This window comes from Herbaspirillum sp. NPDC101396 (genome assembly GCF_044767365.1).
Lineage (GTDB): Bacteria > Pseudomonadota > Gammaproteobacteria > Burkholderiales > Burkholderiaceae_D > Herbaspirillum.
The window spans coordinates 329,769-343,006 of sequence record NZ_JBIWNT010000004.1 but is presented as its reverse complement, the minus strand read 5'-3'; the positions used below and the strand labels follow the sequence as shown (position 1 = coordinate 343,006).

14 protein-coding genes are annotated in these 13,238 nt (G+C 62.1%); 6 read left to right on the top strand and 8 right to left on the bottom strand.

Features of this window, described 5'->3' with window-relative positions; translation table 11 throughout:
• Nucleotides 1-42 precede the first annotated feature (42 nt).
• Nucleotides 43-987, top strand: a complete 945-nt coding sequence (locus ACIROY_RS15415; protein WP_402342298.1) for an SDR family oxidoreductase — start codon at nucleotides 43-45, stop codon at nucleotides 985-987.
• On the opposite strand, the gene ACIROY_RS15410 is transcribed toward ACIROY_RS15415, so the two are convergent.
• Genes ACIROY_RS15410 through ACIROY_RS15395 form a run of 4 tightly spaced genes read right to left on the bottom strand, consistent with a single transcriptional unit; the run spans nucleotide 975 to nucleotide 3,933 of the window.
• Nucleotides 975-1,799, bottom strand: a complete 825-nt coding sequence (locus ACIROY_RS15410) for an amidohydrolase family protein (RefSeq protein ID WP_402342297.1) — start codon at nucleotides 1,797-1,799, stop codon at nucleotides 975-977. The two genes, ACIROY_RS15415 and ACIROY_RS15410, sit on opposite strands and share 13 nt — an antisense overlap.
• Before the next feature lie 18 nt (nucleotides 1,800-1,817).
• Nucleotides 1,818-2,816, bottom strand: a complete 999-nt coding sequence (locus tag ACIROY_RS15405) for an NAD(P)-dependent oxidoreductase (RefSeq protein WP_402342295.1) — start codon at nucleotides 2,814-2,816, stop codon at nucleotides 1,818-1,820.
• A gap of 18 nt (nucleotides 2,817-2,834) precedes the next feature.
• Nucleotides 2,835-3,461, bottom strand: coding sequence for an OmpA family protein (locus tag ACIROY_RS15400; RefSeq protein WP_402342293.1), 627 nt, complete (start codon nucleotides 3,459-3,461; stop codon nucleotides 2,835-2,837).
• Nucleotides 3,454-3,933, bottom strand: coding sequence for a FecR domain-containing protein (locus ACIROY_RS15395; protein WP_402342291.1), 480 nt, complete (start codon nucleotides 3,931-3,933; stop codon nucleotides 3,454-3,456). Before ACIROY_RS15395 ends, ACIROY_RS15400 begins: the two co-directional genes overlap by 8 nt.
• A 313-nt stretch (nucleotides 3,934-4,246) precedes the next feature.
• On the opposite strand from ACIROY_RS15395, the gene ACIROY_RS15390 reads away from it, so the two are divergent.
• Entirely contained in the window at nucleotides 4,247-4,771 is a 525-nt protein-coding gene (locus ACIROY_RS15390) for a hypothetical protein (RefSeq protein ID WP_402279466.1), read from the top strand.
• A gap of 122 nt (nucleotides 4,772-4,893) precedes the next feature.
• Here the strand turns inward: ACIROY_RS15390 and ppk2 are convergent, their stop codons facing one another.
• Entirely contained in the window at nucleotides 4,894-5,802 is a 909-nt protein-coding gene (gene ppk2, locus ACIROY_RS15385; RefSeq protein ID WP_402279468.1) for a polyphosphate kinase 2, read from the bottom strand.
• Nucleotides 5,803-5,933: 131 nt separating this feature from the next.
• The gene (locus ACIROY_RS15380; protein WP_402342289.1) at nucleotides 5,934-6,131 is read right to left on the bottom strand and encodes an oxidoreductase-like domain-containing protein; all 198 of its coding nucleotides are present in this window, start codon (nucleotides 6,129-6,131) and stop codon (nucleotides 5,934-5,936) included.
• A gap of 233 nt (nucleotides 6,132-6,364) precedes the next feature.
• On the opposite strand from ACIROY_RS15380, the gene ACIROY_RS15375 reads away from it, so the two are divergent.
• Nucleotides 6,365-7,912, top strand: coding sequence for a diguanylate cyclase (locus ACIROY_RS15375; protein ID WP_402279471.1), 1,548 nt, complete (start codon nucleotides 6,365-6,367; stop codon nucleotides 7,910-7,912).
• Between the two features lie 13 nt (nucleotides 7,913-7,925).
• The gene (locus ACIROY_RS15370; protein ID WP_402279474.1) at nucleotides 7,926-8,156 is read left to right on the top strand and encodes a DUF3820 family protein; all 231 of its coding nucleotides are present in this window, start codon (nucleotides 7,926-7,928) and stop codon (nucleotides 8,154-8,156) included.
• A gap of 26 nt (nucleotides 8,157-8,182) precedes the next feature.
• Here ACIROY_RS15370 and ACIROY_RS15365 read toward each other — a convergent pair whose 3' ends face one another.
• Both ACIROY_RS15365 and map read right to left on the bottom strand, forming a co-directional pair.
• On the bottom strand, nucleotides 8,183-9,265 hold the full coding sequence (locus ACIROY_RS15365; protein ID WP_402342287.1) for a calcium:proton antiporter: 1,083 nt from the start codon (nucleotides 9,263-9,265) through the stop codon (nucleotides 8,183-8,185).
• A gap of 192 nt (nucleotides 9,266-9,457) precedes the next feature.
• Entirely contained in the window at nucleotides 9,458-10,225 is a 768-nt protein-coding gene (map, locus tag ACIROY_RS15360; protein WP_402279478.1) for a type I methionyl aminopeptidase, read from the bottom strand.
• Nucleotides 10,226-10,497: 272 nt separating this feature from the next.
• On the opposite strand from map, the gene ACIROY_RS15355 reads away from it, so the two are divergent.
• Nucleotides 10,498-11,169: a DUF1120 domain-containing protein gene (locus ACIROY_RS15355; RefSeq protein ID WP_402342285.1), complete on the top strand. Its 672-nt coding sequence runs from the start codon at nucleotides 10,498-10,500 to the stop codon at nucleotides 11,167-11,169.
• Between the two features lie 304 nt (nucleotides 11,170-11,473).
• Nucleotides 11,474-13,210: a methyl-accepting chemotaxis protein gene (locus ACIROY_RS15350; RefSeq protein WP_402342283.1), complete on the top strand. Its 1,737-nt coding sequence runs from the start codon at nucleotides 11,474-11,476 to the stop codon at nucleotides 13,208-13,210.
• Nucleotides 13,211-13,238 lie beyond the last annotated feature (28 nt).

The window sequence follows — 13,238 nt, the reverse complement described above, 5'->3', positions numbered from 1 at the left end:
GTCTTCACCTGCATGTCTGCATTGTTGCGAACAGGGGAAGTCATGAACAAGTCAAAGATTCCATCAGCTACATCCATTGCACCGGTACGCCGTGTCGTCGTGGCCGGCGCCAACAGTCCCACCGGCCGCTTGTTGCTGTTGCTGCTGCGCGATGCCGACGTCCACGTCACCGCCTTGGTGCGCGAACCGGTGCGGCTGACGGCCGATGAAACCGTGGCCCACTGGACTCACAGCGAACGCAGCTTTGAGGTCATCGCCGAAGCCGATGCGGTGGTGTTGCTGACCGGCACCTCCGGCTCCTGTTCAGAGGACTGGAAAGCGTATCAGCAAGGCATGGTGGATACAGCCGAGCGCATCGCTGCGGCGGTCGGTACGCGCCACACGCGCGTGGTGTATTTTTCGCATGTCGACGCCGACGCCGAAGCGGACAACTGGCATCTCAAGGCCAAAGGTCTGGCAGAACGCATGCTGGCGCGGCTGCACAACAGCGTGATCTTTCGCATCGGTCCGGTGGTGCGCGGCAGTCCGCATCCCTTGCCGTTCGAGTTGTCGCTGCAGCAACGCGTGCCGGGCGAAACGGTATTGCTGGCCGGCGACGGCGAGCAACGTTGCCGCCCCATCAACCTCGGCGACGTCGCTACCATCGCCGAAGCCGCCGCGCTGGGCGAAGGCGATGCCGGAGTCTACGAATTGGGCGGTCCGGAAGACTACAGCCTGGCTGAGCTGGCGCAACTGGTCAATGGTCGCCAGGTGCCGCTGCGCTGTGTGAGCGTGGAACAGTTTTCAGCGCAGCGCGGCGTGTCGGCCACCATGGCCGGCCTGATGACGCGCAACTGTGCGCCGCATGCTACGGAAAACACCGCCGCACGTTTCGGCGTGCAGTTGACGCCCTTGTCGCTGGCATGGCCGCTGGATGATCCCGACAGTTTCGATGAAGATACGGCGATTGCGCCGGCCGCCATTTTCAGCTTCGCTCAGAATCCGTAAAGCACCGCTGGGTTGTCGACCAGGATGCGCGTGCGCACTTCGGCCGACGGCGCCCATGCCGGCAACAGGTCGAGCAAGGCACGATTGGATGGCTGCGGATTGCGGCCGGGATGTGGCCAGTTGCTGGCCCACAGGCAGCGCTCGGGAAACTCGCGCGCAAAGGTTTGGGCCAGCGCGCTGACGTCTGCATAATCCGGTGCGCCGGTTTGCGAGGTCTCGTATGGCGCCGACAACTTGATCCAGCAACGTCCCGTATCCAACAGGCGCAACAGGCTTTGCATGGCGGGATGATCGGGCGCCACCGGCTTGAGGAATTTGCCGTTGTGGTCGATCACGATGCGGCACGGCAAGGACTTCAGCACGTCTTCGTAGTGTTCAAAATCGCGGCCGTCGATCTGCAGGTTGATGTTCCAGCCGAACGGCGCAATTTTGGCGGCAATCGGTTCCAGCATGTCCCAGCGCATCACGCCGCCGCCATTGGCCACCATCATGAAACGCACGCCGCGCACACCGGCCCGGTCCAGCGCGGCAAGTTCGCTTTCGGCAATCTCCGCAGGCACCGTGACGATGGCGCGCGCACTGCCCTGCGCCTGTCCCAGCGCATCGAGCGTGCAGCGGTTGTCGAAGCCGTAGCCGGTCGGCTGCACGATCACCGCGCGGGTCAGGCCGAGCGCCTGCTGTTCGCGCCGGTAATCGGACCACAGCGATTGCGGCGGCCTGGAAGGCGCCGTCGGCATCAGTTCAAAGCGCGTGTAATCGTAAATGTGGATGTGGCAGTCGCAGGCGCCGCCCGATATCACGTTGGAAGTCATGAACTGTCTCCGCTGATCTTATTGTGCTGCGCTGAACCGCGCCAGCCGGTGCGCCTGGTCGGCATTGACCGCGCCCTCGGGCAAACGACCGGCAAGAATTGCCGCCACCTGGTTGACCGTGTCCATGGCCTGGTGTTCGGCTGCCTGCGGCGTCAGGCCGCCGATGTGCGGCGTGGCGATCACACGCGGATGGCGCGCCAGCAGCGGCGATGGCATCTGGTCCGGCGCCATGCCGACGTCGATTGCGGCGGCGGCGATGACGCCATGATTAAGCGCCTGCAGCAGCGCCGCTTCATCGACCAGCTCGCCGCGCGACGCGTTGATGAAGAAGGCCGATGCCTGCATCTTTGCAAATGCTGCGGCGTTGAACAGCTGCGCCGTTTCGGCCGTGGCCGGGGCCAGGCAAACTACATAATCGGATTGCGCCAGCATGGCGTCGAAGCTGGTCGCCACATGCGCCGGCTCGGTGATGTTTGCATACGGATCGGCAACGGCGATCTTCATGCCCAGCGCCTGCGCGACGCGGCACAGGTATTGGCCGATGGTGCCGTAGCCGGCCACGCCCAGCGTGGCGCCGCGCAATTCGCGGCCCATCCTCACGGCGGGCACGATACCGTTGCGATAAGCCAGCGCAGCGTCGCTGATGCCGCGGCTGAGATCGAACATGGCGGCCAGCACCCATTCCGCCACCGAGGCGGCGAAACCCGGCGTGGCGCGTGTGACCAGCACGCCGTTACGACTGGCGGCGGCGACGTCGATGGTACGGATATCGACCGCACCACGGCAATAGGCGGCCAGTTGCGGCAGTTGATCGAAGACCTCGGCGGTGGCCGCCGGGATGCGCGGCGCGACGATGATGTCGCAGCCGGCGGCGGCGCGCACCAGGTCGGTCGGGGTCAGCGGCGTTTCGCTGTCATTCAGGCGTACCGTTCCCAGCGCCTGCAACAGCGCCAGCGGTTTGTCGCCATAGTAGTTCGCACGCGTCTCGGGGGAGTACGCGAGGTAGATGTCGGCCATGTCTCTGAATTTGTTTTTTCAGCGCAGCTTGATCTCGACGTAGCGGTTGCGCGGCTCCGGCACGCCTTTCTTGGCCGGGAAGCGCGGTTCGCGCGAGCCCTTGCCAATCACTTCGATGCTGATCAGATTGACTTTAGCACGTATCAGTTCGCTCTCGACCAGCTTGGCGCGACGCACCGACAGCGTGTCGTTGAAGGCGTCGCTGCCGATGTTGTCGGCGTGACCGATCACGAGGAATTCACCAGCCGGGAACTGCTTGAACTCATCAATTGCCTGGTCGAGGAATTTGCGCGAGGCCGGCGTCAGGCGATCACGCCCGAGTTCGAACTGCAGCACATAGGTGCGCGGACGCATTGGCAGGTTTTCCATCACCGGTGCGTAGCGCTTGTTGATGTCGGCTTCGCTCAGCGTGACCGTCTTGCCGGCCTTGCCTGCCTGCGTCTCGACCGAGGCGTACGGCGTGGCCAATGCGGTCTCCCCGCCGCCGGACTTGACTACGATGCTGCTGGACGAGCCGTCCGCTTGCGGCAACAACACGAAGCGTTCCTTCGGTCCGGCGCAGGCGGCCAGCAGCAGCAGCAGCGCACCCGGCGCCAGCAAGCGGGTGAGCTTTTCGATCAGCTTATTTTCTGTCAACTTATTCATCGGCCACCTCCACGATAAAGTCGGTGCCGCGAATGCCGATGGTGGCCGTCGGCGTCAGGACTTGCTGGCGTTCCGGCGCATGCTTGCCGATCAGGCCGGTGACGTAGCGCAGCGTGCCCTTGACCACGCGCACGGCAACATTGCCTTCGCCCGAGCTGGTGTCGAAATTGTATTGTTCCAGCAGGAAGTTGCTCTTGGGGCCAAGCGACAGCAAGGTGTCGTCGCGCAGCGTGATGCCGATGGCGCCGCCCTCGGCGGTGACCACGCGGTCGCCGGAAAAGACGCGGTCGCCGACACGGGCGGCCGAAGGCTGGTCACGGCGCAGCAGTTGGACGTTGCCGCTGACGACTTTGACGATGCCGGCCTGGACATAGTCCTGCACTTGCGCGTGCGCGACGTTGCCGGCGCAGCCTAAACAGATGAACAAGGCGGCCGACACGAAGACGCGATATGTGTGATTTCCCGATCCCATGATTCCCCGTTTTTTTGGTGTGTTTCTTTGTGGGCGCCTCTGCGAGCGCGGAGTTGGCGCATTATAGCGCCGTTATTGCCCCATGGAAGCATTGCCGTACACCAATCGCGAGGCTGAAAGGCGCTCTGGGCGGGGATTTCGCGTTTTTGCCGCGATCCCCTGCGGCAAAAATTGCTGCATCGCGCTGTCAATCTCGGCGCGAGAAGAGGATAATGGCAGGTCACGCTGTTTTTTCAAGGCCGGCCGCCCGGGATTGCCGTTTCCCCCACGATCTCTTTTGCGCGCGGCCGCCATCATTACGGAAGTACATATTTTGACTACGACAAGAAGCAAACGCTGGAATGGCAACATCGACACCCTGAAAGCGCCCTACCTGACAGGCGTCCTCACCCAGATGGGCATTTACGGCGAGCGCGTCCAGTTCGCGCTGGTCACGTCCGGCAACGGTCCGCGTTATCAATTGACCAACACTGCCGGCAAGAAAATGGCCTTCGACGGCAACCATCACCTGCATCATCCGGAAGAAGGCGAATTCGCGCCGGGCAACGCCACCGGCGTGTTCACCCTGGATCAGGTCAGGCTGGCCAAGGTCGGCGGCAGCAAGACCACCCGCACGCTGAGCACCGGCGGCGTCAAGCGCGCCAGCACCACGCGTGCGCCGAGCGCCGCGACACGCGCCAAGGACCAGGTCGACAGCGACAAGTACGAATACTTCAAGGCCAACCGCGCGACCCTGCCGGACACCATCGGCGAGCACTCGGAAGAAATCACCACGCTGATGCGCGGCGGCATGCCGGCCGAACAGGCTTTCGGCGAAATCGTCAAAAAGTATTTCTGAACCGGTACTTCTGAGCTGACCGGCATGGTCGGCTTGGTCGGCTTGGTCGGCTTGGTCGGCATCAATGAAAAACGGGAGCCCTTGGGCTCCCGTTTTTCATGCGCGACTGATTGCGATGACGGTCAGTAAATTTCCGGCACCAGGATCTCGCTCGACACTTCACGGCGGAAGTAATCGTCGTGGCGCTCGCGCTCCGGCAACGAAATCGGCGCGTGCTCAACTTCGCCGTACGGCATCTGGTTCAACAGATGATGGATGCAGTTCAGACGCGCTTTCTTCTTGTCGACGGCCTGCACCACCCACCATGGCGCTTCGGCGATGTGGGTGCGCTCGAGCATGACTTCCTTGGCGCGGGTGTAGTCCTCCCAGCGGCGGCGCGACTCCAGATCCATCGGGCTCAGTTTCCACTGCTTGAGCGGATCGTGGATGCGACTGAGGAAGCGCATGTGCTGCTCTTCGTCCGTAATCGAGAACCAGTACTTGATCAGCTGGATGCCGGAACGCACCAGCATGCGTTCGAATTCCGGCGCGGAACGGAAGAATTCTTCGTACTGATCGTCGCTGCAAAAGCCCATCACGCGCTCGACGCCGGCGCGGTTGTACCAGCTGCGGTCGAACAGCACGATTTCCCCGGCGGCCGGCAGGTGCGATACATAGCGCTGGAAATACCATTGCGTGCGTTCGCGGTCGTTCGGCGCCGGCAGCGCGGCGACGCGGCATACGCGCGGGTTGAGGCGCTGGGTGATGCGCTTGATGACGCCGCCTTTGCCTGCCGCATCGCGGCCTTCAAACAGGATCACCACCTTGTGCCCGGTGGCGACCACCCAGTCCTGCAACTTGACCAGTTCGGCCTGCAGGCGGAACAGCTCGCGGAAATACAGGCGGCGGTCGGCCTTGTCCTGTTCGCTGACGGCGTCGACGCCGCCGGCCAGTTGCTCGATCGTGCGGTCTTCGATTTCCAGTTCCAGCTCTTCATCGTAGCTGTCGGCAAGCTCGCGATGAATGCGGCGCACCAGTTCTTCGTCGTTCATTTTTTCTCCATCAGAGGATGCCTGAATAGCCTGAATAGCCTGAATAGCCTGAATAGGCGGCGACCGGCTGCGGTCGGCACCGTTGGAACATACCTGAGGATTATGACCCTCGGGTGACAACGAAAAATCCATTACCGCGGAGAACGTTTCCGAACAGGCTTTGGCGGCGGCTGGCGCGCCTGCCACTCCTGCAACGCAAGGCGGTAGCGCTCCAGCGCATCTTGGTAAATGTCGAAGATGCAGGGATCGCAGCCGCTCTGGCAGCAATCTTCCAGCGCCGGTTCGATGGGCGGGGTGGGTTGCGGATCGTCGGCGCGGGAAGTCGGCATGGCGGGTATGAAAATGAGGACTGTCCGATTATAGAACCGCGAGGTATTCTTTCCCTGCGACAATGCGCGATTGCACAATGTCGCGCCGGGCCCGAATATTTGCCGGACAAGAACAAACTACCGCGAATTTCGAGCGTATTTCTAGTAGCATAAAGGTGCCGGCGCCCCACGCCTTCGCATCGATAATAAACACAACATCCGTTATGACCGTCTTGCAGCGATTGAAGAAAATCATGTCCCGGGAACCAGGCGAAACCGCGCCGTTGGTATTCCGGGCAAAGGTATTTTTCGTCATCGTCTGCGTGTCGCTGTTGTCCGTCAACGGCTGGCAGGCGTGGAAGGCGCGCGCGGAACATCTCAACGATACCGAAGCCAACATCGTCAACATGGCGCGAGCGCTGGCGCAGCATGGCGACGATACGCTTAAGGCCGCCGACATCATCCTCTCCGGCGTGGTGGAACGGCTGGAAGCCGACGGCGTCGACGACGCCCAGAAACCGCGCCTGCACAGCCTGCTGCAAAAGCGCGTGGCGGAAGTCAGCCAGCTGGCCGGCGTATTCATCCTCGACGCTCACGGCAATCCGGTAGTCGACTCCAACGTCACGCCATTCAGCGGCAATATCAGCGACCGCAAGTATTTCCAATATCATCGAGACCATCCCGAACGCGGTCCCTACATCGGACCGCTGATCAAGAACCCGGCCGGCGCCTGGCGCCTGACCGTGTCGCGCCGCTTCGATTACCCCGACGGCCGTTTCCGTGGCGTAGTGCTGGCGGCGATCGACATCGACTATTTCCGCAACTTCTACAACACCTTCAACATCGGAGACAACGGCCTCATCATCCTGGGACTCAACGACGGCACGCTGCTGGCGCGCCGGCCGTTCTTCGACAAGTACGTCGGCTACAACCTGAACAAGGTACCGATCTTCCGCGATTACGTCACCAAGTTCCATCACGGTACGCACACCGCGCCGTCCACCGTCGACGGCAAGGACAGGATCAACGCCTACCGGCACTTCAGCCAGTTCCCGCTGTTCGTGGCGATTGCGCTGTCCAAGGAAGAAGTGCTCGACAGCTGGGTCGACGACACGCTGCACCACACCGCCGCCATCCTGCTGCTGATCGTGATCCTGGCGCTGCTGGGCAACTGGCTGCTGCGCCAGATCAAGCTGCGTCTGGAAACCGAAGCCGAGCTGCGCGTCGCGCGCGACAACCTCGACCAGCTCAACCGCCATTTGCAGAACCTGGCGCTGGAGGACGGCCTGACCGGCCTCGCTAACCGGCGCCATTTCGATATCGCACTCAGTCAGGAGTTTGCGCGTGCGCTGCGCAACAAGGACTGCGTGGCGCTGATCATGCTCGACGTCGACTGGTTCAAACAGTACAACGACATCTACGGCCACCGCGCCGGCGACGATTGCCTGCGCCGTATCGCCACGCTGCTCAAGCAGGTGCCGCAACGCACCGGCGACCTGGTGGCGCGCTACGGCGGCGAAGAACTGGTGGTGCTGCTGCCGCAAACCACCCTGGAGTCGGCGGCGCTGATTGCCGAACGCATCCGCGCCGACATCGTCGCGCTGGACATCCTGCATGCGGCCAGCCCGCTGACCGTCGTGACAGTCAGCGCCGGCGTGGCCATGATCGAGCCGTCGCAGGAATCGGGCGAACCGGAAGAGTTGGTGGAAGAAGCCGACCGCGCGCTGTATGTCGCCAAGGCCAAGGGACGCAATTGCGTCGAACGGCGTGACGACGTCAAGATCGACAGCGCGTTTCCATAACGAGACCGCTGCGATGGATCAGGAATCTCTGCTCAAGCTGGTCAGCATGGAAATGCCGTATGGAAAATACCAGGGCCGGCTGCTGGCCGACCTGCCCGGCCATTACCTGGGCTGGTTCGCGCGCGAAGGGTTTCCGCGCGGCGAACTGGGCAGTTTGCTGGCCCTGATGTACGAGCTGGACCACAACGCATTGCGCCAGCTGCTCGATCCGCTGCGCAAGGACGCCGCCAATCTGCGACGCTGATCGGATCGAGTGCGTTACAGCACGAGTTACGGCACGATCGTCGTAAACAGATACACCGCAAAAATCACCAGGTGCACCATGCCCTGCATGACCGTCGTGCGACCTGTGCTCAACGAGAAGGCGGCGACGATGAACGACAGCATCAGCAGTACCGTCGACTTGATGTCCAGTCCGAGCGACAAGGTCCAGCCGGTCGCCAGCGACACCACCGCCACTGCAGGAATGGTTAGCCCGATGCTGGCCAGCGCCGAGCCGATCGCCAGGTTGAGGCTGGTCTGCAAGCGATTGGCGCGCGCCGCGCGCACTGCCGCCAGTCCTTCCGGCAGCAACACGATGGCGGCAATGATGATGCCGACTACCGATTTCGGCGCGCCCAGATTGTCGAGGCCGGCTTCCAGCGTCGGCGCCAGCGCCTTGGCCAGCAGCACCACGGCGCCCAGGCACGCCAGCAGCAGCACGGCAGCGGTAATGGCGACCTTGTTGGATGGCGGCTCGGCATGCGCTTCCGCATCGCCGGCGGCGTTCGGAGGCAGGAAATAGTCACGGTGGCGCACCGTCTGCACCAGCACGAAGGTACCGTACAGCACCAATGAGATCACCGCGATGAACGCCAGCTGGCTGGCGCTGTAATACGGTCCGACCTTGGTCAGGGTGTAGTTCGGCAAGACCAGCGTCAATACGGCAATCGCCGCCAGTGTCGCCAGCGAAGCGCTGACACCGTGCTGGCCGAACGACTGCTCGCGATGCTGGCTCGCGCCCACCAGCAGGCAGATGCCGACGATGCCATTGAGAATGATCATGATCGCCGCAAACACCGTATCGCGCGCCAGTCCCGTAGTCGCCTCGCCTCCCGCCAGCATCAGCGACACGATCAACGCCACCTCGATCAGCGTCACCGCCAGCGCCAGCACCAGCGTGCCGAACGGCTCGCCGACCTTGTGCGCCACCACTTCGGCGTGATACACCGCCGCCAGCACGCTGGCCATCAGGCCGATCACCAGCAAGGCGACGAACCAGCTGCCGGGTTGCAGACCGTTGACGGCATACACCAGCCAGCCAAGGATGGGCGAAACGATGGACCACAGCGGCAGCGACGGGGAAATTTTCATGGGCGGATAAGTATCGTTGTCAGGACGGTGGATGGAAGTTGCGGGCAAGCGGGCCGGAGCGACGGCGCGCAGAAAAATACACGAAGCACAAGGCGCGAATGCCGCGCGGCAAGAAATGATAACCGATGCGCGCGTCAGCCTCTTCCGTAACTGTCAGCGCAGCTTCGGATGGAACGACGATCGGACGGGAAATTACCTGGCGGAAGGCCAGCGCGTCAGGATGTCGGCGCCGTCGGCGGTCACCGCGATCATGTGTTCCCACTGCGCCGAGAGCGAGCCGTCGCGCGTGACCACGGTCCAGCCGTCGGCCAGTTGCTGCACGGCGCGCGCGCCGAGATTGATCATCGGCTCGATCGTGAAGGTCATGCCCTCGCGCAGCAGCAGGCCGGAATTGCGCGTGCCGTAATGCAGCACCTGCGGTTCTTCGTGATACACCTTGCCGATGCCGTGACCGCAGTATTCGCGCACCACCGAATAGCCCGCACCCTCGGCCAGCGTCTGAATGGCGTGGCCGACATCGCCCAAGCGAGCGCCCGGCCGCACCACGGCAATGCCGGCCAGCATGGCATCGAGCGTGGTCTGCACCAGCCGCGCCGCTTCCGGCCTGGGCGTTCCGACAAAATACATGCGACTGGTGTCGCCGTGCCAACCGTCCTTGATCACCGTGACGTCGATATTGACGATGTCGCCGTCCTTGAGCACATCCTTGGTACTGGGAATGCCATGGCAGACCACGCTGTTGATCGAGGTGCACAGGGTCTTCGGGAAACCGTGATAGCCGACGTTGGCCGGCGTGGCTTTCTGCACCTTGCGGATGTAATCGTGGCAGCGGCGGTCGAGTTCTTCGGTCGACACGCCGGGTACGACATATTCGCCGATCATCTCCAGTACGTCCGCCGCAAGGCCGCCTGCCACGCGCATCATGGCGATCTGTTTTTCGGTTTTGATGGAGACTGCCACGACGTTCCTTGTTGAGAGTAAAGAGAATAAAGGCCTCTATTATCCCCGATCAGGCCGGCAACCGCAGCGTTTCCGCTGTGCAAGACAGGTGCCGGCACGATCCTCGCGCCTGTTGTCTCGTTTTTTCACCACGCTGTTTTTTGAGAGTTTTCTCATATAAATCCGATCCTTAAATCGTCAGAATGGCTTCACTGCTTAAGCAAATACAAGGCGCTCAGGCAAAACGAATTCACACGAACTTCAACTCATTCTGACTACTTAAGGAAACGATCATGAACAAGCAAATCACTCTCTTCTCCGCCCTGGCTGCTTCCCTGCTGGTGTCCTTCGCTGCGCAAGCCGCCGACACCGCTGAACTGAAGGTCAAAGGCGTGATTCGCCCATCGGCCTGTACTCCGGCCTTCACCGGCACCAACGTGGTCGACTACGGCACCATCGCCGCCAAGGGCCTGAGCGCCACCGCGCCGAACGTGCTGGCTGAAAAAACCATCGCCTTCACCGTCACTTGCGACGCGGCAACCAAAGTTGCTGTGCGCGCCATCGACAACAAGGCGTCCACCGTCGTCCCCGGCCTGATGACTGCCATCAACTCCAACCTGGGCGACAAGCATGCCTACGGTCTGGGTGCAGCGGGTGGCAAGAACATCGGCGCTTACAGCGTGCGCACCATCGTCGGTTCGTTCACCGCCGACGGCGCCACACCGGACATCGTCGCCGACGCCGCCAACAACGGCACCTGGGCCAAGTCGACCTACGGCCGCTTCAACGCCGACGGCACCGGCCGCCAGGCGTTCGCCACCAGCGGTTCGACCACACCGGGTTCGTACAAGACCATGTCCGGCAACCTGGGCGTGACCGCCGTGCTGGACAAGGGCGCCAACCTGCCGCTGACGCAGAACATCGACCTCGACGGCTCGGCCACGATCGAAGTGCAGTACCTGTAATTTCTTCCAGTCATCATCCGGCCCGCTTGCTCCCGCAAGCGGGCTTTTTTCATTCACGTCCCGCCTTTTCCGCCGTCCTCCCTTTTGTTGCCTCTCAGCTATCAGGAAAACACTGATACCGGAGAGTATGTCGATTCGATAGTCTGGTCATACATCGGGCATAGCGGAATTTCCACCGGTCCGGCGTCGACAGACACGAACGTCGACACTGCGCCGGTTCCCTGCCTGATGGCCAGATTCAGACGTGTCGCCGTAGGCGGCATGCCTATATGCAATATCCCCGTCCCCTACGCAGGAGAAAAATATGCAGTGGTTCTACGATCTGAAAATCTCAAGAAAACTGATTTCAGTCTTTTTCATTGTGGTTGCCCTCGAAGCTGCCCTCGGTGCATTCGCGATCCGCGAACTGGGCCGCGTCAACCAGGCCTCGACCGAAATCGCCACCAACTGGCTGCCGAGCATCCGCACGCTGTCGCAGCTGAAGCTGACCTTGTCGCGCATCCGCAGCTTCGAGTTGCAACATATCCTGGCGTCGACGCCGCAAGAATTCGAAGAAATCGAAAACAACGCCAACAAGCAGATTGCCGTGCTGGCGAAACAGCAAAAGGATTATCTCGGGCAGATCAGCGAACCGGAAGAAAAGGCACTTTTCCCCGACGTGGAAAAATCCATCGCCATCTTCCTGGGTGAACACAAGAAAATCCTCGACATCTCGCGCGCCAACAAGAATGAAGACGCCCGCACCTTGCTCAAGGGAGAATCGACCAAGGTCTATCGCAGCCTGCTCGACCAGGTTGAAAAACTGGTCGAAGTCAACGAGAAAGGCGCAGAGAAGTCCAGCGCCGATGCCGACGTCACCTATGCCAGCGCGCGTACATGGATCATCGCCATGCTGCTGATCTGCATGGCGGCGGCGATGACACTGGCGGTGTGGATTTCCCGCGTGATCTCGCGCCCGTTGACCGACGCCGTGAATGTGGCCCAGCGCGTCGCCGGCGGCGATCTGACCGCCACGATCCGCGCCGAGAGCAAGGACGAAACCGGACAGCTGCTCGATGCGCTGCGCGGCATGAACGACAATCTCCTCAAGATCGTGGGCGAAGTGCGCACCGGCACCGACACCATCGCCACTGCGTCCAACGAAATCGCCAGCGGCAACATGGACTTGTCCTCGCGTACCGAACAACAGGCCGGTTCCTTGGAAGAAACCGCCTCGGCCATGGAAGAACTGACCTCGACCGTCAAGCAGAACGCCGACAACGCCCGTCAGGCCAATCAACTCGCCGTGACGGCCTCGGAAGTCGCGGTCGCCGGCGGCAACGTAGTCGGCCAGGTGGTCGACACCATGGGGTCGATCAACGATTCGTCGAAGAAGATCGTCGATATCATCGGCGTGATCGACGGCATTGCCTTCCAGACCAACATCCTGGCCTTGAACGCCGCGGTCGAAGCGGCACGCGCCGGCGAACAGGGCCGCGGCTTCGCCGTGGTGGCTTCGGAAGTGCGCAGCCTGGCGCAGCGTTCGGCCGCCGCCGCCAAGGAAATCAAGATTCTCATCGACGACTCGGTCTCCAAGGTCGACGTCGGCAGCAAACTGGTTGAACAGGCCGGCACCACCATGGAAGAAGTCGTCAACAGCGTGCGCCGCGTGACCGACATCGTCAGCGAAATCACCGCCGCCAGCCACGAGCAAAGCCAGGGCATCGAGCAGATCAACCTCGCCATCACGCAGATGGACGAAGTCACGCAACAGAACGCCGCGCTGGTCGAGCAAGCCGCCGCCGCCGCGCAGTCGATGCAGGAGCAGGCCGGCCGCCTGTCGGAAGTCGTCAGCGTATTCAAGCTCGACGAGCGCGCCGCGCTGAGCAAGCCGGCGGCGCCGACGCGCACCATCGACATCACGCCGGCCCGCGCGCCGGGACTGAAATCGGTCAAACCGGTCAAACCCGTTGCCGCCGCCGTGATCCGCAAGGAAAACCGACCGGCGCTGAAACCTCCCGTCGCAGCCAACGATGAGACTGGCTCCTGGGAACAATTCTGATCTGAAACGCCACGTAGAACCCGCAACC

Coding starts and splice junctions, on each gene's coding strand:
- ACIROY_RS15370 (WP_402279474.1), top strand. CDS start 7,926: ATGGATCAGGAATCTCTGCTCAAGCTGGTCAGCATGGAAATGCCGTAT.
- ACIROY_RS15350 (WP_402342283.1), top strand. CDS start 11,474: ATGCAGTGGTTCTACGATCTGAAAATCTCAAGAAAACTGATTTCAGTC.
- ACIROY_RS15355 (WP_402342285.1), top strand. CDS start 10,498: ATGAACAAGCAAATCACTCTCTTCTCCGCCCTGGCTGCTTCCCTGCTG.
- ACIROY_RS15365 (WP_402342287.1), bottom strand. CDS start 9,265: ATGAAAATTTCCCCGTCGCTGCCGCTGTGGTCCATCGTTTCGCCCATC.
- ACIROY_RS15405 (WP_402342295.1), bottom strand. CDS start 2,816: ATGGCCGACATCTACCTCGCGTACTCCCCCGAGACGCGTGCGAACTAC.
- ACIROY_RS15380 (WP_402342289.1), bottom strand. CDS start 6,131: ATGCCGACTTCCCGCGCCGACGATCCGCAACCCACCCCGCCCATCGAA.
- ACIROY_RS15410 (WP_402342297.1), bottom strand. CDS start 1,799: ATGACTTCCAACGTGATATCGGGCGGCGCCTGCGACTGCCACATCCAC.
- ACIROY_RS15415 (WP_402342298.1), top strand. CDS start 43: ATGAACAAGTCAAAGATTCCATCAGCTACATCCATTGCACCGGTACGC.
- ACIROY_RS15375 (WP_402279471.1), top strand. CDS start 6,365: ATGTCCCGGGAACCAGGCGAAACCGCGCCGTTGGTATTCCGGGCAAAG.
- ACIROY_RS15395 (WP_402342291.1), bottom strand. CDS start 3,933: ATGGGATCGGGAAATCACACATATCGCGTCTTCGTGTCGGCCGCCTTG.
- ppk2 (WP_402279468.1), bottom strand. CDS start 5,802: ATGAACGACGAAGAACTGGTGCGCCGCATTCATCGCGAGCTTGCCGAC.
- ACIROY_RS15400 (WP_402342293.1), bottom strand. CDS start 3,461: ATGAATAAGTTGACAGAAAATAAGCTGATCGAAAAGCTCACCCGCTTG.